The sequence below is a fragment of the Pseudomonas profundi genome (genome assembly GCF_008638305.1).
GTDB classification, from domain to species: Bacteria; Pseudomonadota; Gammaproteobacteria; order Pseudomonadales; family Pseudomonadaceae; genus Halopseudomonas; species Halopseudomonas profundi.
Genome location: NZ_VTPZ01000002.1, coordinates 138,166 through 156,463, shown reverse-complemented (window position 1 = coordinate 156,463; position 18,298 = coordinate 138,166). Strand labels below are relative to the sequence as shown.

At 56.8% G+C, this 18,298-nt stretch carries 18 protein-coding genes; 4 read left to right on the top strand and 14 right to left on the bottom strand.

Annotated elements, in window-relative coordinates; genetic code table 11:
• Nucleotides 1–13 precede the first annotated feature (13 nt).
• The 5 genes from FZE95_RS03775 to FZE95_RS03755 all read right to left on the bottom strand — a co-directional run bounded on the left by FZE95_RS03775 (nucleotide 14) and on the right by FZE95_RS03755 (nucleotide 3,183).
• A complete protein-coding gene (locus tag FZE95_RS03775) occupies nucleotides 14–532 on the bottom strand; it encodes a pilus assembly PilX family protein (protein ID WP_150299496.1) in 519 nt (172 codons plus the stop codon).
• Nucleotides 532–1,329 (bottom strand): PilW family protein, encoded by a 798-nt coding sequence (locus tag FZE95_RS03770; RefSeq protein ID WP_150299747.1) that lies wholly within the window; start codon nucleotides 1,327–1,329, stop codon nucleotides 532–534. The genes FZE95_RS03775 and FZE95_RS03770 overlap by 1 nt, the downstream gene beginning before the upstream one ends.
• Nucleotides 1,326–1,829 carry a type IV pilus modification protein PilV gene (gene pilV, locus FZE95_RS03765; protein WP_223824950.1) on the bottom strand — a complete coding sequence of 168 codons (504 nt, stop codon included), beginning with the start codon at nucleotides 1,827–1,829 and terminating at the stop codon, nucleotides 1,326–1,328. The genes FZE95_RS03770 and pilV overlap by 4 nt, the downstream gene beginning before the upstream one ends.
• Nucleotides 1,830–1,831: 2 nt before the next feature.
• A complete protein-coding gene (locus FZE95_RS03760) occupies nucleotides 1,832–2,311 on the bottom strand; it encodes a GspH/FimT family pseudopilin (protein WP_190324488.1) in 480 nt (159 codons plus the stop codon).
• 119 nt (nucleotides 2,312–2,430) lie between these two features.
• On the bottom strand, nucleotides 2,431–3,183 hold the full coding sequence (locus tag FZE95_RS03755; RefSeq protein ID WP_190324487.1) for a DUF2889 domain-containing protein: 753 nt from the start codon (nucleotides 3,181–3,183) through the stop codon (nucleotides 2,431–2,433).
• 145 nt (nucleotides 3,184–3,328) lie between these two features.
• Between FZE95_RS03755 and FZE95_RS03750 the strand changes: the two genes are divergently transcribed.
• From FZE95_RS03750 to FZE95_RS03740, 3 genes are all read left to right on the top strand, one after another.
• The gene (locus FZE95_RS03750; protein ID WP_150299493.1) at nucleotides 3,329–3,631 is read left to right on the top strand and encodes a transposase; all 303 of its coding nucleotides are present in this window, start codon (nucleotides 3,329–3,331) and stop codon (nucleotides 3,629–3,631) included.
• Nucleotides 3,628–4,491, top strand: coding sequence for an IS3 family transposase (locus FZE95_RS03745; protein ID WP_150299492.1), 864 nt, complete (start codon nucleotides 3,628–3,630; stop codon nucleotides 4,489–4,491). Before FZE95_RS03750 ends, FZE95_RS03745 begins: the two co-directional genes overlap by 4 nt.
• 263 nt (nucleotides 4,492–4,754) lie before the next feature.
• Nucleotides 4,755–5,273 (top strand): GspH/FimT family pseudopilin, encoded by a 519-nt coding sequence (locus tag FZE95_RS03740; RefSeq protein ID WP_163981542.1) that lies wholly within the window; start codon nucleotides 4,755–4,757, stop codon nucleotides 5,271–5,273.
• 40 nt (nucleotides 5,274–5,313) lie between these two features.
• On the opposite strand, the gene argJ is transcribed toward FZE95_RS03740, so the two are convergent.
• From argJ to FZE95_RS03725, 3 genes are all read right to left on the bottom strand, one after another.
• Nucleotides 5,314–6,531 carry a bifunctional glutamate N-acetyltransferase/amino-acid acetyltransferase ArgJ gene (argJ, locus tag FZE95_RS03735; protein ID WP_150299490.1) on the bottom strand — a complete coding sequence of 406 codons (1,218 nt, stop codon included), beginning with the start codon at nucleotides 6,529–6,531 and terminating at the stop codon, nucleotides 5,314–5,316.
• Between the two features lie 426 nt (nucleotides 6,532–6,957).
• A complete protein-coding gene (gene secA / locus FZE95_RS03730) occupies nucleotides 6,958–9,693 on the bottom strand; it encodes a preprotein translocase subunit SecA (RefSeq protein WP_150299489.1) in 2,736 nt (911 codons plus the stop codon).
• Between the two features lie 276 nt (nucleotides 9,694–9,969).
• The gene (locus tag FZE95_RS03725) at nucleotides 9,970–10,890 is read right to left on the bottom strand and encodes a M23 family metallopeptidase (RefSeq protein WP_150299488.1); all 921 of its coding nucleotides are present in this window, start codon (nucleotides 10,888–10,890) and stop codon (nucleotides 9,970–9,972) included.
• A 77-nt stretch (nucleotides 10,891–10,967) separates the two neighbouring features.
• Between FZE95_RS03725 and FZE95_RS03720 the strand changes: the two genes are divergently transcribed.
• Complete coding sequence (locus tag FZE95_RS03720; protein WP_150299745.1) at nucleotides 10,968–11,420, top strand: DUF721 domain-containing protein; 453 nt, start codon at nucleotides 10,968–10,970, stop codon at nucleotides 11,418–11,420.
• Nucleotides 11,421–11,586: 166 nt separating this feature from the next.
• Here the strand turns inward: FZE95_RS03720 and lpxC are convergent, their stop codons facing one another.
• The 6 genes from lpxC to murC all read right to left on the bottom strand — a co-directional run bounded on the left by lpxC (nucleotide 11,587) and on the right by murC (nucleotide 18,286).
• Entirely contained in the window at nucleotides 11,587–12,498 is a 912-nt protein-coding gene (lpxC, locus tag FZE95_RS03715; protein WP_150299487.1) for a UDP-3-O-acyl-N-acetylglucosamine deacetylase, read from the bottom strand.
• A 115-nt stretch (nucleotides 12,499–12,613) separates the two neighbouring features.
• Nucleotides 12,614–13,783: a cell division protein FtsZ gene (ftsZ, locus tag FZE95_RS03710; protein ID WP_150299486.1), complete on the bottom strand. Its 1,170-nt coding sequence runs from the start codon at nucleotides 13,781–13,783 to the stop codon at nucleotides 12,614–12,616.
• Between the two features lie 59 nt (nucleotides 13,784–13,842).
• Nucleotides 13,843–15,072: a cell division protein FtsA gene (gene ftsA / locus FZE95_RS03705; protein WP_150299485.1), complete on the bottom strand. Its 1,230-nt coding sequence runs from the start codon at nucleotides 15,070–15,072 to the stop codon at nucleotides 13,843–13,845.
• 10 nt (nucleotides 15,073–15,082) lie between these two features.
• Nucleotides 15,083–15,949, bottom strand: a complete 867-nt coding sequence (locus FZE95_RS03700; protein ID WP_150299484.1) for a cell division protein FtsQ/DivIB — start codon at nucleotides 15,947–15,949, stop codon at nucleotides 15,083–15,085.
• A 10-nt stretch (nucleotides 15,950–15,959) separates the two neighbouring features.
• Nucleotides 15,960–16,877 carry a D-alanine--D-alanine ligase gene (locus FZE95_RS03695; RefSeq protein WP_150299483.1) on the bottom strand — a complete coding sequence of 306 codons (918 nt, stop codon included), beginning with the start codon at nucleotides 16,875–16,877 and terminating at the stop codon, nucleotides 15,960–15,962.
• A complete protein-coding gene (gene murC / locus FZE95_RS03690) occupies nucleotides 16,877–18,286 on the bottom strand; it encodes a UDP-N-acetylmuramate--L-alanine ligase (RefSeq protein ID WP_150299744.1) in 1,410 nt (469 codons plus the stop codon). The genes FZE95_RS03695 and murC overlap by 1 nt, the downstream gene beginning before the upstream one ends.
• Between the last annotated feature and the right edge of the window lie 12 nt (nucleotides 18,287–18,298).

Sequence of the window (18,298 nt, the reverse complement as noted above, 5' to 3'; positions counted from 1 at the left end):
TAGAACCTCGCGATTAAATTTCGATACAATCCAGCCCGAATTTCAGAGCTTCTTGCAAGTGGTTATCTTCAATATCGTAGGATGGCATTTCACTTTCCCCAAGGACATCAATTACGTAGTCACGATATGATTCGATGTCGCTCCCTGAAACCATACGACAGCGATTTTTCAGATGTGTAATGTAGCTGCCGGCTCGCAACAACTGGCGGGAGTCCATATGATCTGACTCTGCACAGGCCTCATTCTTCAAGATTCCATCAGAATTAACGCAGGCCTGCATGGACTTTCCATTGAGCACCGCCGTCGACAATTGCTTGTTCGTCAACTCTTCGAGCTTCTGAAAGGTCAAGGAGATGGCTGATTCGGCAGCATCAAACGTCATAGTGTCTGCCTGAACACCTGTAGACACCTTGGTCGAAAAGATACTGGCTCGCATTGCGGACAAGCCCAGCACTGAAACCATAAGCAAAATAACTAATGAGACGATAAGTGCGGAGCCCCGCTGCTGACCATCCGTAAAAACTTTGGACATCAGATGCTCTCCCAATAGACATTACGCAAGTTAGTCGTGGTAGTAAAAACGCGACGGATCGCACGATCGCCTGGGCTCGTGACAGTTTCATCTAGCACATTGAGCGTCTGACTCCCTGACGGAACCGGGAGGGTGCTATCATTGCTTCGGATCAAAAGTGCGATGCGGATTGATGTAACCACCGAGTCCGCTCCGAGGGCTCCTGCGGTCACAAAACGTTTTGTGCCCATATCTCCATCTTTCTCGTCGTCCAAGCCATACAGAACCTGAAAACTTTCGACACCGGGCAACAGCTCAACGGATTCGGGAGACAAGAGCTCATAACCTGACGCCGGCCCCAGTTTGCGCAAGCTGGCACAACGCAACGCGCCGTTCTCCACGTAGTATCTATTTACTACGATGGCTCCTTCCGGTTGGGCGCCCCCTTGGGTAAGATCCGCGCCCTGGCAAGCTGACAAGCCTAGATAACTCACCGCAAGAGTATCATTCCCCCCACTTGCCCCATCTGCAGCGGAAAAGTTGACTAGCTCACTCTCATCGTTCTCTACAGACAAATTCAGGATGACGGGTTGTGTGAACCCGATATCGCCACCGGCTCGTCCAGCATTACGAATATCGGCCGCTATATATCTGAGTGCCATCTGGCCGTCTTCATTCAGGCTGGTAACGGCATCCTGGAGAGAGAAGGTCCTTTGATTGGTTAACAGTAACTGTACGGCCGCCAGACTCAACACAAGACCTAGCAACAACGCAATCATCAGCTCGATTAGGCTGATACCTAACTGGGAATTTCTCATCGACTAAACTCCATTACGAGACAATTGGAATCCATAGATGAGTTGATTCCAGCACCGGTCATGCATGCGTCGATGTTCTTGGCGCCATCCTCAGCCTTGTCTCCCCAGTTGAGCACGACGCAGTACATTCCGTTGAAGTCGCATTCGTCTATCTTGATTCGCCCGTTAGGTAAGCTTTGACTCGCAGACCATGCTAACTGGGCCATGTCGTCAGTTGCTGCGCATTTTGTGCACGCTTGATTCGGAGCAGTGGCCGGCGGGCTAGGAGGGGTTGCGCTCAGATAGCTTTCGACATCGTCCGGATTGCTCTGTATACGTTCGACCGCGTCTTGCGCAATAAGCATTGCGTAACTTCGGTAGTTCGCATCTTCCGCATGCTGCATGGCTACCAACTGAATAGCGGCGAACCCCAGTGCACCGATTGATAAGACCAGCAGCGCAATGAGCACTTCGAGCATCGAAATCCCTCGTTGCGAGGTAATCATTGAAGGCTTTTTCATATTCAACACTTTGAACTGTCGATAGCGGTGGTCACTTTGCCGAGAAACGACACTGTGATCTTCCGCCCGGGGATACTTGAATCGGCGTGGCATACAAACAGAGTGTTAGCGGCGCCCGTTAACCCGCCTTCAGCTCGGAATAGCAAACTGTTGGCAGCTGATATGACTTTAGCTTTGCGGGACGGCTCGAAGGTGCGGTCAGGTTCGACCGAGGACGAATACACGAGCTCCCAGCCATCAGCCCACCCGCCAGCGGCCGGCTTCACCGTTACCGGTGCTCGGCTGCTCATCGATTGCATTCGGGCGGTATTCAGGGTGGAGACAAGATCTCTGGTCGTTGCCTTGACCGCGTTCCGGGAAATAGTGTTTTGAAAGGAAGGCACAGCCAAACCCAAAATTACGGCTGCGATCACCAGGGTAATCATCAACTCAAGCAGGGTGAAACCCCGTATGCGATCCATAGCAAAATCTCCATTTTTCATCGATGCCATCCTAGCCAGTACCAGCGCTGATTACCCTTTTAAGCAGACAGACGGTAAATCCAGGTTGACCAGCAGCTTTATTCGACTTGGATATGCTGGGGCGGAAGTCTTGCGAATATTTAGATCGTTCCCGCCGGTTCGCCCCACCCCACCAACAAATCCGCCGCCTGATGCACATCATCCCGCGTGCTACCAATCACACGCACTGCACTGGCAGCCCGCTCAGGCTGAAACACAAAACAGGCCCCGGAGCGTGCCTTCAGCACCTGGCCCGCATCCCGGATCTGATCCAGATCGATGCCCTTGCTCGCAGCGACCATGACCGCGCGTCGTTGAACGTATAGCGCTTCGAGCAACCGGTCGTCGAGTTCCTCTTCTGCCCAGGGGAATATGCTGCGCAGGTCTTTTTGGTCAAACTGGTCCTTGCTGTCGATAAGCGTGCCACGCAGTCGCCAGTCCAGCAGCTGCTCGCCATCGAGCCACAGCTGCGCGTGACGGTGTTCGTGCATGGCACCAATCACTCTCACTACATATTCGCGTCGCCCTGGGCGTAGCGCCTGTGAGAGCGCGACCATCAACAGGTCGTACTGGTGGGTGCATTGCTGTTTGCCGTCAATATCCGACAGGTTGACAGCGATGCGTTGACGCAGTGGTTGGCCGACGAACTCCTGCAGCTTGGCCGCGGCCTGTGGACAGATGGTCCATGGAGTGCGACGTGCGGTGCTGGTGACCGAGGTTATGCGCTCGCCGTCATGCCCTATATTGAGTACAAAGTAGTGATGCTCATCTTCCATTGCCACCTGGCATTCGGTGGCGGTCACATCAAAAATTACGCGGCGGAAGAAGATATTGGGAGATTGTAGAGCTTGCATGGGTACGCCTCGGGACATGCTTTTTATTCGGATCCAGTCACAGAGTACTCTGATCGGAAAGGGGGAGAAATGCTGTTGCCTTGAACTGACACCGGTTGTACGGACACCTCAAAAGTGACTATACCCAGAGTATGGGAGGTGGACCATGACAACCGAACGCAACTATCGCAGCTTCACCCCTGAGTTCAAGCGCGAAGCTGTCCGTCAGATGTCGGATTCCAACAAGCACTGCACCCAGCTAGCTCGTGAACTGGGCGTCCGGGTGAACCAGCTCTACAAGTGGAAAAGTGAGCTGGAAACGAAGTCGGATGATGCGTTTCCAGGGGCGGGGCGACCCGCTGGCCAGGAGGGTGAGCTCGCCAAGCTCAAGCGCGAGAATGAACGCTTGAAGCAGGAGAACGAAATCTTAAAAAAGGCCGCGGCGTACTTTGCCAAGAGCCTTGTGTGAAGTACGCCTTTATTCGGGATCACAGGAAGTATTATCCAGTGCGCACCCTATGCCGCTCCCTGTGCGTATCGCGAAGCGGCTACTACGCTTGGCAAGCACGACCTGAATCTACGCGGCTAAAGGCCAACAGAGCGCTTTTGCAGCAGATCGAGGAGGTTCATCGGCAGAGCCGCCAGACCTATGGGCCTATCCGAATTCGCAGAGAGTTGCTGAGCAAGGACATACAGGCTGGCGTGAATCGGATTGCGAAGCTAAAGCGCCAGGCAGGGCTAGTCACAGTTCAAGCCAAAGTGTGGCAGAGCTCTTGCGGAGGCCGGACTTTTGAACACATTGCAGAACACAAACTGCTCAGACGTTTCTCAGCATCTGGGCCAAACCGACGCTGGGTGGGTGACATCACTTTTATCTCCACCGCTGAAGGATGGCTATATCTATCAGTGTTCATGGACCTGTACTCGAGAATGATCGTAGGTTGGGCGATGAATGGAAGTCCTAATCGAAGCCTAGTAACAGATGCCTTGGAAATGGCATTAGGTCGACGCGGCAAACCTTGCGAACTGTTGATCCACACCGATCAAGGGGTGCAGTACCGGACTGGCCAGTATCAAGCAATCCTAGCCAGAAACGGTATCGAGCCTAGCATGAGCCGCAAGGGGAAATGCCTGGATAACGCAGCGATGGAGAGCTTCTTCCACACCTTGAAAACTGAGCACGTGAGGCACCACCGCTACCGGACTCGTGAGCAGGCTAGACAAAGCTTATTCGATTACATTGAGATTTTTTACAACCGACAGCGCCGGCACTCCTACTTGGATTACATGACGCCATTCGAGTATGAGCAACGAAACGCTGTCTCTTAACCAGGTGTCCGTACAACCGGTGTCAGTTCACCTGATCCGCTGCGTCCTATCGTCAGAAAGACACGGAGAAAGGACTCCAGACAGAAAGAATGTCCATCCAAGCACAGATTGATCATCTGACCGAATCCCAACGAGAACTCGCACACAAACCCAACGGAAGGTCGGATCCATCACGAATGGCTGACCTACAATTCCCGTATCGAACCGCTTCGGTTCATTCCGGGCACATGGCTGTAGCCCGCTTACGTCAAGGAGGACGGGCCATGCGGTCCTACGGATTTACTTTACTGGAGCTGATGGTGGCGCTCGCCATTCTCGGCATCATGCTCGCAATTGGGGTGCCTGCGTTTGGCACTGTAATCGACAGTCAGCGAATGGATGATGGCGTTAACGGGCTGGTGCGCGGTTTGAACTACACCCGCACCGAAGCAGTACGTCGAAATCGGCCGGTGACCGTTTCGCCAATTGGCGCTGACTGGAACGCTGGTTGGCGCATTTTCCTCGACCGAAACAACAATGGGGTTCATGACGCTGGAGAGACACTGCTGCGTGAAGACATTCCGGCCGATGTCGCCTTCGTTCACGCCAACACCAACGTCGCGAACTATGTACGTTACAACCCGCACGGCGAGTCAGTGTTGCTGAATGGTGGTTTTCAGGCGGGAACCTTCCGCTTCTGTCCTCGCAAAGCCGAGGCGGAGGGCAGAAAGCTCATTATCAACCGGATTGGTCGCGTGCGACTGGAACGCGAAGTGATAGATACACAATATTGCTCTAGCTGACGCAGCAGCGAGGCCCTCAAGCGAGGGTCTCGCTTGGTGTTCAGGTACGGTATTCAGCGTTGATACGTACGTATTCGTGGGAGAGGTCAGTTGTCCAAAGCGTCTCTTTGAAATCGCCCCGGCCCAGCTCGATGCGGATGGTGATTTCTGCCTGAGCCATTACCTTGGCGCCCTGTTCTTCGCAGTACTCTTCCGCCCTGCCACCGCTGCGCGTGATACAAACATCATCCAGATAAACGTTAATCCTTTCCACGTCCAGATCCGGCACGCCAGCACGGCCTACCGCGGCAAGAATCCGCCCCCAGTTCGGGTCTGAGGCGAACAGCGCAGTCTTGATCAGCGGAGAATGAGCCACAGCGTATCCTACATCCAGACACTCATCGCGGTTGCCGCCGCCGTTCACCTGAACCGTAACGAACTTGGTCGCGCCCTCACCGTCCCGGACAATTGCCTGGGCCAACTCGAGCATGATGGATTTTACTGCTTCGGCCAGCACCTGATATTCCGCACCGGCGGTATCGCTGATTGGCGCCATGTCGGCCTGCCCCGTCGCGATCAACATGCAGCAATCGTTGGTCGAGGTGTCGCCGTCGATGGTGATGCGGTTGAAAGAGAGATCAGCCGCTTCGCGCAACAGGCTTTGCAATACCGGTTGAGCCACCTTGGCGTCGGTGGCTACGTACGCAAGCATGGTTGCCATGTTGGGTTTGATCATCCCCGCGCCCTTGGAGATGCCAGTGATGGTCACCGTTTGCCCTGCAAGCTGTAGGTGCCTGCTCGCGCCCTTGGGCAAGGTGTCGGTGGTCATGATGCCTGAGGCGGCTGCGGCCCAATTATCCGGGCTCAGGTTCTCCAGGGCAGCCGGCAGCGCGCTAATCACTTTGTCTGCCGGTAGCAGCTCGCCGATCACACCGGTGCTGAAGGGCAACACCTGTTCGGAAGATACCTTCGCCAGCCCAGCCAGAGTCTCGCACGTCTGCTGTGCGGCCTGCATACCAGGTTTGCCGGTGCCGGCATTGGCATTGCCAGTATTGACCAGCAAATAGCGCGGGGCGGCCTGCATATGCTGCTTGGCCAGGGTAACCGGAGCGGCGCAGAACGCATTGGTGGTGAACACCCCAGCAATCGTCGAGCCCTCAACTGCTTCCATCACTACCACATCTTTGCGGCCGGGCTTTTTGATGCCTGCCGAGGCGATACCAAGACGAAAACCAGGGACCGGATGAAGGGTTGGAAGCGGGCCAAGTCCGACTGCCATGGGGTTATCTCCAATTGGGATTCAAAGCGGGGATGATACAGCTGAGCGAGCGATGGCGCATAGAGTGAGCAGCGTAGGTTGTTGAGTAATCAGAGAGGGTTTCGGTCCGAGATGCGGACTCCCGTGCTTGCCGGCATGACAGGTGGGGACGGCACGTTCAATGGAGGGCCGGGGTCCATCCCGGCCAAGGAGCTCGCGGGAGACGCTGCTGGTCGAGATGGAACTCGACCTTCCATAGCGCGCATGCTCACCTGCAACGCTGCAGGTCGAGGTGAAGCACGGCCCTCCAAAGCGCAGCGTTTTATCCCGATCAGCGTTATATCCGTTGACGCTGCCGGTCTAGTCCGATCGCGGCCCGTGGTGCTCAACCCTCCCGGAGTCCGGACTTGCTATCCGGACGCGGCGCTCCGGTTTGCCGGCTTCAGATCAGATCTGGCCGTGGCAGTGTTTGTATTTCTTGCCGGACCCGCACGGACAGGGATCGTTGCGGCCGACCTTTGGGCCTTCCCGGGTAACCGGAGCGCCAGTCGGTGCCGCAGTACTCTGTTCTTCCTGATCAAGCTCTTCGCCTACCGGGGCGACTTCTTCATGCTTGAACTGCATGCGTTTGGCCATTTCTTCAGCCTGGCGGCGCTGGCGAGCTTCCTCTTCAGCCGGGTCTTCGCGGCGAACCTGGACGTGACTGAGGATGCGGATGGTGTCGTGCTTGATGGACTCGAGCATCTCTTCAAACATGTTGAAGGCTTCGCGCTTGTATTCCTGCTTGGGGTTCTTCTGCGCATAGCCGCGCAAATGAATGCCCTGGCGCAGATGATCCATGGTTGCCAGATGCTCTTTCCACAGGTCATCCAGTACACGCAGCAGCATCTGCTTCTCGAAAGTCCGCAGCGCGTCGGCGCCAGTCATTTCTTCCTTTTCCTTATAGGCTTTTACCAACTCTTCAAGGATACGCTGACGCAAGCCTTCTTCGTGCAAGCGGTCGTCTTCGTCCAGCCACTCCTGTACGGGCAGCTTGAGCGCAAACTCGTTCGCCAGGTGTTGCTCCAGGCCCGACACATCCCATTGTTCAGGCAAGCTCTGCGGTGGGATAAACTGGCTGACCGCTGACGCGACTACGTCTTCACGAATCGCAGTGATGGTGTCTTCGACGTTCTCTGCAGCGAGGATGGAATTGCGCTGGCCGTAGATCACCTTGCGCTGTTCGTTGGCTACGTCGTCATATTCCAGCAACTGTTTACGGATATCGAAGTTGCGGCCTTCGACCTTGCGCTGCGCTTTTTCGATCGCGTTGGAAACCATACGATGCTCAATCGCTTCGCCCTTCTCCATACCCAGCGCTTTCATGAAGTTCTTCACCCGGTCAGAGGCAAAGATGCGCATGAGATTGTCTTCCAGGGACAGATAGAAGCGGCTGGAACCCGGGTCACCCTGACGACCGGAACGACCACGCAGCTGGTTGTCGATACGCCGTGATTCGTGACGCTCACAGGCGATAATGTGCAGGCCGCCGGAATCCAGTACTTGCTGGTGACGCTCCTGCCAATCGGACTTGATTTGCGCGACTTTTTCCGGAGAGGGATCCTCGTGGCTGGCGATTTCCGCTTCCCAGCTACCGCCGAGGATAATGTCAGTACCGCGCCCTGCCATGTTGGTTGCAATGGTGACGGCGCCTGGACGGCCCGCCTGGGCGATGATCTCCGCTTCTTTCTCATGGTACTTGGCGTTGAGTACCTTGTGCTCGATACCTTCCTTATTCAGCAACTGGGAGACAACTTCCGAGGAGTCAATCGAAGCGGTACCGACCAGAACCGGACGACCGTTTTCCCGACATCCTCTGATGTCAGCGGCAATCGCAGCGAATTTCTCTTCGATGGTCAGATAGACCAGATCGTTGTAATCCTTGCGGATCATCGGCTTGTTGGTCGGGATGACGACCACATCCAGGTTATAGATCTGGCGGAACTCGAACGCCTCGGTATCGGCTGTGCCAGTCATGCCGGACAGCTTGTTATACAGACGGAAGTAATTCTGGAAAGTGGTAGAGGCCAGCGTCTGGCTCTCAGCCTGGATCTTGAGCCCCTCCTTGGCCTCGATGGCCTGGTGCAGCCCCTCGGAAAGACGACGGCCCGGCATGGTACGGCCAGTGTGCTCATCTACCAGCAACACCTGGTCATTCTGGACGATGTATTCAACATTGCGGTGGAACAGGGTGTGCGCCCGCAGTGCTGAATGAACATGATGCAGCAGCCCGAGATTCTGTGCTGCGTAAAGGCTGTCGCCTTCAGGCAGCAGGCCTTCTTTCACCAGCAACTCCTCGACGTACTGGTGACCGCCTTCATTCAGCTCGACCTGCCGGGTTTTCTCATCGATGTAAAAATGGCCATCGACTTCTTCCTGACCTTCTTCTGCAGGATAACCCCGCTTAAGCATGGGGATCAGTTTGTTTATCGCCGTGTACATCTGCGAGCTGTCTTCGGCCGGGCCGGAAATGATCAACGGCGTCCGCGCCTCGTCGATCAGGATCGAGTCCACCTCATCGACAATCGCAAAGTTCAGCTCCCGCTGGGCCTTGTCTTCCAGCCGGAACGCCATATTGTCGCGCAGGTAGTCGAAGCCGAATTCATTGTTGGTGCCGTAGGTAATATCGCACTGATAGGCCTGGCGCTTCTCCATCGGATCCTGAAAGGGAACCACCACACCCACAGTCAATCCGAGAAATTCGTGCAGCGGACGCATCGAGTTTGCGTCCCGACGCGCCAGATAATCGTTTACCGTGACAACGTGCACCCCCTTGCCGGACAACGCATTGAGATAGGCCGGCAGCGTAGACACAAGGGTTTTGCCTTCACCGGTCTTCATCTCGGCGATCTTGCCCTCATGCAGTACCAGGCCACCGATCAACTGGACGTCAAAATGGCGCATGCCCAGGATGCGCTTACTGGCTTCGCGCACCAGAGCAAAGGCTTCCGGCAGTATCTGATCAAGGGTCTCGCCCTTGGCGACCCGCTCTTTGAATTCGCCTGTTTTAGCCTTCAACTGTTCATCGCTAAGCGAGTTCAGGTTTTCTTCGAGAGCATTGATAGCGCTGACAATCCTGTTCATACGCTTCAGCTCACGCTCGTTCTTGCTTCCAAACAGTTTCTTCAATAAAGGCGCAAACATAGTCGACTTCGATATCCGTTTGATGGTGGGCGGGTCCAGATCAATCCGACCTGGCCGTTGCCGGGGATCTGGCATTCTACTCTGAATCCGACGAGACAATAAACCGCACGAAAATCAGCCCGAGCATGCGGCCGATTGGCAACAGACACGTCGCAGCGCAGCCTACCACGACGGACAAACAGGTAACGGAAGGAGCGCAGACTTTTGGCGCTCAGATAACTGACCCGCGACTCGGAAAGCGCGGGCTGGTACGGCGGAGAAAGGAATGCAGCAGGGTTATTTCAAAGCAATATGACGCGCGGGGTTCACGGCCCGTCCATTGCTGTAGATCTCCAGGTGCAGATGCGGGCCAGTAGAGCGTCCGGTCGATCCGACCTGGGCAATGACTTCGCCCTTCTTTACCAGGTCACCCTTCGCGACTTCGAGTTTGTGCGCATGGGCGTAGCGGCTCTTGAGGCCACTTCCGTGAGTGATCTCGACCATGTTGCCATACGCCCCGTTGCGCCCCGAGAACGTTACCACACCCGCTCCGACAGCATGTATCGGCGTGCCGCGTGGCGCGGCGAAATCGAGACCGGAGTGGTGGGACATGTGACCGCTGATAGGATCGGTACGCCGACCAAAGCCCGAAGATATATAGCCCTCGGACACGGGTTTGAAATCGAGCAGCGCGTTGGCATCGGTCTGGCGGTTGAGCACGAGCTCTTCGAGCAGTCTCAACTGCTGGGTGCGATTGTCGATACGTTCAGCCAACTGATCGATCACCGACTGAACCTCTGGCCCTTCATAGCGCATGCTGTCCTTCCGCAACTCAGGACCACCCATGCCAGGGTCGGTATTGAAATCGAACTCACCGTCGGACATATCGACCAGCTCGGTCAGGCGTTCGCCGAGCGCATCCAGACGGGTAAGTCGGGTTTGCAGCCGTCCCAGCTGCTGGGTCATGCGTTCCAGCTGGGCCTGGGATTCTTCGGAAGAGGCGTCGGCCTGATACTCCTGCAGTGTGTCATGCCACAACTGGTCATAATCGACAACCTGGCTGGACAAGGTAGGCCTGGAATCCAGCGCCTGCCAGGTCAGGACGGCAGCTGCGGCGGGCATTGCAAGAATGATTACCGCTGCAAGAATTACCCAGGGCGTGCTTAAAGTGAGGGCCCTGGCGGAGCCGTGGCGGTCAGTAAGTATAATAATGTTCACGTCATGATCCCCAGACAACTGGCTTCGTCATTCTGATAGGATGCCTGTTGCTCAATAACTCCGGTTCGCTCTCTCTCATGGCTTTTACTCCGCTGGATGCTCGCCAACCTGGTGACTTGATACGCACCCATTCGACCCTGAAAGGCCTGTTCGCAAAGGCTCGAGCAGTTGAGCGCCTGCAGATACTGCTGGAAACAGTCATGGAACCGGCTGCGCGTGAGCATTGCCGTGTTGCATCCTTGCGCGATGGTGTTCTCCGACTCGTGGTCACGGACAGCCATTGGGCGACCCGGATGCGCTACCAGCAAAAACGGCTGATACGCCAATTGCAGGCGTACACAGAGTTTGCAACCTTAACGAAAATACATTGCAAGGTTCAACCGCCACTGGTCAAAAAGGCACCACCAGTTCGCAAAATGAAGCATTCCAGGGTAGCCGCAGCCAGCCTGCGAGAAACGGCAGTTCAGATTGAAGACCCATCACTCAGAGCAGCGCTTGAGCGATTGGCAAGGCATCACGAGAGCGACTGAAGACCCATCGGCTCACAGCTATCTGAGCTGGCGCAGTGCTTTTAGTTCAACATCGCGTGAAGTAGCCAAAAACGGGAGGAAAGCCTGGCGGCCTGCATTCTGCTCCAGGGCTCTGAAGGCAAAAAAAACGGCCACATAAGTGGCCGCAGAAACGAAACGAAACGGTTTAGACCGCAGCCGCCGGGCGCATAAAGGAGATGGGCGCTGTACCGGCGTCTTCGAAAGTTACTATTTCCCACGCATCCTTGGTAGCAAGCAGAGAACGAAGCAGCTTGTTATTCAGAGCATGTCCAGATTTGAATCCACGGAACTCACCAACCAGACTCTTGCCCAGCAGATACAGGTCGCCGATCGCGTCGAGTATCTTGTGTTTTACGAACTCGTCCTCATAGCGCAGGCCGTCTTCATTCAACACACGGTATTCATCCACCACGATGGCGTTGTCCACGCTGCCACCGAGCGCCAGATTCTGTGAGCGCAGATATTCTATATCGCGCATGAACCCGAAGGTCCGCGCACGACTGACTTCCTTGACGAAGGAAGTGCTGGAGAAATCCACGCTGGCGAACTGGCTACGACCACGAAATACCGGATGATCGAAGTCGATACCGAAAGCCACCTTGAATCCCTCGAAGGGGACAAAGGTCGCTGTCTTGCCGTCTTCTTCAACCGTTACTTCACGCTTGATGCGGATGAACTGCTTGGCCGCGTCTTGCTCCTCGATTCCTGCAGACTGAATCAGGAATACGAAAGGCCCGGCGCTGCCGTCCATGATCGGCACCTCTGGGGCGCTGAGTTCCACGTATGCGTTGTCGATGCCCAGGCCCGCCATGGCGGACAGCAGGTGCTCAACGGTGTCGACCTTGGCACCATCCTTTATGAGGGTGGTGGACATGGTCGTCTCGCCTACGAACTCGGCACGCGCCGGGATCTGGACCACAGGGTCAAGATCCACTCGGCAGAACACAATCCCGGTATCCACTGGCGCGGGTTTCAGCGTGAGATACACCTTCTCACCCGAATGCAGACCAACACCAGTGGCCCGGATGATGTTCTTCAGTGTGCGTTGCTTAATCATGTACGGGTTCCGCTTAGTTGCGAATAGTTTTCAACAAGTCGGCGTGCATCATAGCAAAACACGCCTTTGTTGAATACTGATCAGACCTATACGAGTGATTGACAGAGTCTATCTCTCAGTCAGCCTGCCTGCGCAGGAACGCCGGAATATCCAGATAATCCAGATCTTCGGCCGGCTGGCTCAGGCGCGCCGCCGCAGCATTACCCCCAACAGTCGGGTTGCGCATGACAGTTGGACGGTCCAGATCACGGTAGTTCGGCGTAGTGCCTTCGGCCTGACGGTGGTGAGTGGCGGATGTATTGTCGACGACCTTGACCGGCTTCTCGATGCGCGGACCCAGGCCTGTTGCAACGACAGTCACACGCAGCTCGTCACGCAGCTCAGGGTCAATCACTGTGCCTACTACTACTGTAGCAGTCTCTGAGGCGAACTCTTCAACAGTGCTACCCACCTCGGAGAACTCACCCAGAGACAGGTCCGGACCGGCAGTGATATTGACCAGAATGCCGCGAGCGCCCATCAGGTTCACGTCTTCCAGCAGCGGGCTGCGGATAGCCGCTTCAGCCGCTTCACGCGCACGGTTCGGGCCGCTCGCGTGGCCGGTACCCATCATGGCCATGCCCATCTCGCTCATGACTGTTTTCACGTCGGCAAAGTCGACGTTGATCATACCGGGACGCATGATCAGATCGGCAATGCCCTGTACTGCGCCGAGCAGCACGTCGTTGGCCTTGCTGAAAGCAGCCAGCAGACTGGCGTCTTTGCCAAGAACAGTAAGCAGCTTCTCGTTGGGAATGGTGATCAGGGAATCCACATGCAGACTCAGCTCGCGGATGCCCTCTTCGGCAATCTGCATGCGCTTGCGGCCTTCGAACGGGAACGGCTTGGTCACTACCGCAACCGTCAGAATGCCCATTTCGCGGGCAACCTCAGCAACGATCGGCGCCGCACCGGTGCCGGTACCGCCACCCATACCTGCGGTAATGAAGACCATGTCCGAGCCTTGCAGGACCTCGGCAATACGCTCGCGGTCTTCGATGGCCGCTTCACGGCCGATCAAAGGGTTCGCGCCAGCGCCCAGGCCCTTGGTGACTTCGGAGCCGAGCTGCAGCACGGTACGTGCGCTGATGTTCTTCAGCGCCTGTGCATCAGTGTTGGCGCAGATAAAGTCCACGCCTTCGACATTGTTGATGACCATGTGCTGGAGCGCATTACCGCCGCCGCCACCGACACCCACTACTTTTATAACTGCGTTTTGAGGAACGTTATCAATTAATTCAAACATGGTTCCATCTCCTGAGTTTTAACTCGTTTCGTTATTTCGGCCCGCTTTAACGGGTCTGTTTAAAAATTGCCCTGGAACCACTTCTTCATACGTCCCAACGGCGATGTTTTGCCCTGCTCCGGGCTACTGCTACCTTGCTCGTGGTGCTTGATGCCGTAGTGCAACAAGCCGACCCCTGTTGAATAGATGGGGTTACGGACCACATCAGTCAGTCCCTTGAATTCCTGTGGTACGCCGAGGCGTACCGGCATGTGGAATATCTCTTCTGCCAATTCCACGGCGCCTTCCATTTTTGCGGTCCCGCCGGTCAATACGATGCCGGCGGGAACCATGTCTTCGAATCCTGAACGACGCAGCTCAGCCTGGATCAGGGTGAACAGCTCGTCATAGCGCGGCTCGACCACCTCCGCCAGTGCCTGGCGAGACAGGTCGCGGGGCGGACGTTCGCCCACGCTCGGGACCTTGATGGTTTCTTCCGGCCCGGCCAATTTGGCCAAGGCACAGGCATAACGGATCTTGATCTCTTCGGCGTACTGCGTGGGCGTACGCAGCGCCATCGCTATATCGTTGGTGACCTGATCACCGGCAATCGGGATCACCGCCGTATGCCGGATAGCCCCTTCGGTAAAGATGGCAATATCAGTGGTGCCGCCGCCGATATCGACCATGCACACGCCCAGCTCTTTCTCGTCCTCGGTGAGTACGGCGTAGCTGGATGCGAGCTGCTCGAGGATCACATCCTCGACTTCCAGCCCGCAACGGCGGATGCACTTCTCGATGTTCTGTACTGCATTCAGCGCGCAGGTCACCAGATGCACCTTGGCTTCCAGGCGCACGCCGGACATGCCCAGCGGCTCGCGCACGCCTTCCTGGTTATCAATCACGTATTCCTGCGGAAGGATGTGCAACACCTTCTGGTCAGCCGGAATTGCAACGGCCTGGCCTGCATCAAGAACGCGCTCGATATCGGCCTTGACCACTTCCCGGTCACGAATCGCCACGATGCCGTGGGAGTTCAGGCTGCGAATGTGATTGCCTGCCAGCCCGGCAAATACAGAATGAATCTGGCAGCCAGCCATCAGCTCCGCTTCTTCAATCGCGCGCTGGATCGACTGCACAGTGGATTCGATATTGACCACCACGCCTTTTTTCAGACCTCGGGAGGGATGAGAGCCAATGCCGACGATTTCGAGTTCGCCGTCCGAGCCAATCTCACCCACAAGCGCGACCACCTTGGAGGTGCCAATATCGAGCCCGACTATCATCCTGGTACCCTGCTTGCTAGCCATAATCTTTCGGTTACTCTCCCGTTTCATCTTGAGCAGCCGGCTCGTGCCAGGCTACTGCCATGCTGTTGCTGTAGCGCAGATCAACCCGCGCTATCTGATCCCGCCGCTCTGACAACACGAGCTGATCGATGGTCAGAAATCGCTTCATTTTTTCCACTACGTCATCGCGTCCGAGCAGTATCTGGATCCCGTCGCGGGTGGTCATGAACCAACTGCCGCGCTCGCGGAGTTCCAGTTCAGCCACACCGTGACCGTAAGGCCGCAGCAGACGGTTGAACTGCTGATAATTCTGCATGACCCTGCGCTTGGCGCGCTCCGGACCAGTCAGCCGCGGGAGCTCATCGAAGCGGTCGATACGCTCAGGCGAGAACGCCTCACCCGCATTATTCAACAGTGCGGTATCGCCCCACCGCGCAACCGGCAGCTGTTCATCCAGGTTGACCACCAGGCGGTCCGGCCACACCCGTTTTACCGACGCCCCGGCTACCCAGGACATGGCGTTGAGTTCGGCACTCAGCCCGTCGATATCGATGCCGAGAAAACTTTCATCCAGATACGGCTGGATAACCTCCTGCACCGCGTCACGGTCGATATATTGCAGGTCGCCTTCAACACTGATCACACTAATCGCCCGGTCTGCCTGGGGCATCAGCCGGGTGCCAAGCCCGTACAGGCCGACCGCGAGCAATAACAGCAGCACTGGCCACATCACCTGCTGCATCCGTTCGCCCAGACCCTGCAGCCTGGGCCAACGCAGATTCGGGCGGGACCATTTGCGTGGAGCTGGTGTTACGACGCGCACAGCACCCCGAGCCGGCGACTGACGTCGCACCAGGGACTTGCTCGTACGCTGATCACGCACCATCAACCCCAACATGATCCGGCCCTCAATACCCGGTGCCGGCAAGAATCGCCAGCACCAGATCGGTAAATGTCATCCCCGCGGCCGCAGCCGCCATGGGCACGAGACTGTGATCGGTCATGCCGGGCACAGTATTCACTTCCAGCAGGTAGAAACGCCCCGCCTCGTCTTGCATAACGTCTACGCGGCCCCAGCCCCGGCAACCCACGGCATGAAATGCCTGCAGACACAGCTCTGCCAGTTCGGCTTCCTTATCGGCGGGCAAGCCACAGGGACACTGATATTGAGTGTCATTGGCCAGATACTTGGCGTCGTAGTCGTAGAAGCTGTGCGGCGTGCTCAGGCGGATCGCCGGCAACGCACGGCCATCCAGAATCGCGACAGTGAACTCGGCACCCGTAATCCATTGTTCGACCAGCGTCTGGTCGTCATAGGCGCGGGCGTCATCACAGGCCTGTTCGAGCTCTGCCAGGTTATTGACCTTGGCCATGCCGATGCTCGAACCCTCATGGACCGGCTTGACGATCAACGGCGTACCCAGCGAATCAATGATCGACGGGCAGTCGGCGCGGTCGCGCAACAAGGCATGCTCGGGTGTGGACAGCTCAAGGCTGCGCCAGATCAATTTGGTACGCAGCTTGTCCATACCCAGCGCGGAGGCCATCACGCCGCTACCGGTATAAGGAATCTTCAGGCTTTCAAGCAGACCCTGCAGGCTACCGTCTTCACCGCCACGACCATGAAGGGCAATAAACACCCGGTCAGGACGGTTCGCGATCAGCTGCTGAGCCAGGTCCGCGCCTGCATCGATGCCATAGGCGTCGACGCCTGCACCGCGCAATGCCTCCAGCACGGCAGCGCCGGATTTCAGCGATACCTTACGCTCGGCGGACGTGCCACCGTAGAGGACTGCGACCTTGCCGAACTGGGACGGTTCAATCATCAGACCTGCCCTCCCTGCGCGCTCAAGCGTGTCAGCGCTTCGGCCAGCTGTGGTGCCAGTCCGGCGATGTCGCCAGCGCCCTGGGTCAAAAGAATATCGCCAGGTTGCAACACCGCTTTCAGCAGCGGCATGACGTCAGCGTCCCGCTCCACATAAATCGGATCAATCTGGCCCCGCTGGCGGATGCTGCGGCATAGCTGTTTGCTGTCCGCACCCGGTACCGGTTCTTCTCCGGCCGGGTAGACTTCCATCAGCAGCAAGGCATTGGTCTCGCCCAGCACTTGCACGAAATCTTCATAGAGGTCGCGCGTGCGGCTGTAACGGTGCGGCTGATAAATCATCACCAGACGTCGCTCGGGCCAGCCAGCGCGCACGGCTTTTATCACTGCCCCAACCTCGCGGGGGTGATGACCGTAGTCGTCAACCAGCATCACTTCGCCGCCGTCCAGCGCGTAATCGCCGTATACCTGGAACCGCCGTCCCACACCTTCGAATCCGGTCAGGCCTTTGACGATTGCCGCATCGCTAACGCCTTCATCGGTGGCCACAGCGATCGTTGCAAGCGCATTCAGCACGTTGTGTACGCCTGGCATGTTGACCCAGAGCTTCAAGTCATCGTGGCCGTCGCGTTGCACCGTAAAATACGTCGACATGCCGCTCTGATGGATGTCCACCGCGCGTACATCCGCATCACTGGACTGGCCGTAGGTAATAAACTGCCGATTGATCTGCGGCAGAATCTCACGCACGACCGGGTCATCGATGCACAGCACAGCTAGACCGTAAAAAGGCAGGTTGTGCAGGAATTCGATAAAGGTGCGCTTGAGCCGATTGAAGTCGCCCTCATAGGTCGCCATGTGGTCGGCATCAATATTGGTGACGATGGCCACCATGGGCTGCAGATGCAGGAAGGACGCATCGCTCTCGTCCGCTTCGGCGACCAGGTAGCGACTCTCGCCCAACTGTGCGTTGGTGCCTGCGCTGGTCAATCGCCCACCAATCACAAAGGTCGGACTCAGGCCTTCAGCCGCCAGCACCGAGGCGATCAGGCTGGTTGTCGTGGTCTTGCCGTGCGTGCCAGCTACGGCGATGCCATGCCGGTAGCGCATCAGCTCAGCAAGCATTTCGGCACGCGGCACTACCGGGATGCGGCGCTCCAGTGCGGCCGAGACTTCCGGGTTCTGGGTATTGATCGCGCTGGACACCACCAGCACATCCGCTTCCTGAACATTTTCCGGGCGATGACCAATATCCACCCGCGCACCAAAGCTTTCCAGACGCTGGGTGACTGCCGAGCGCTTGAGGTCCGAACCGGAAACCAGATAACCCAGGTTCAACAGCACCTCGGCAATGCCGCACATGCCTGCTCCACCGATGCCGACAAAATGGATACGGCGGATGCGGCGCATCTCCGGCAGAGC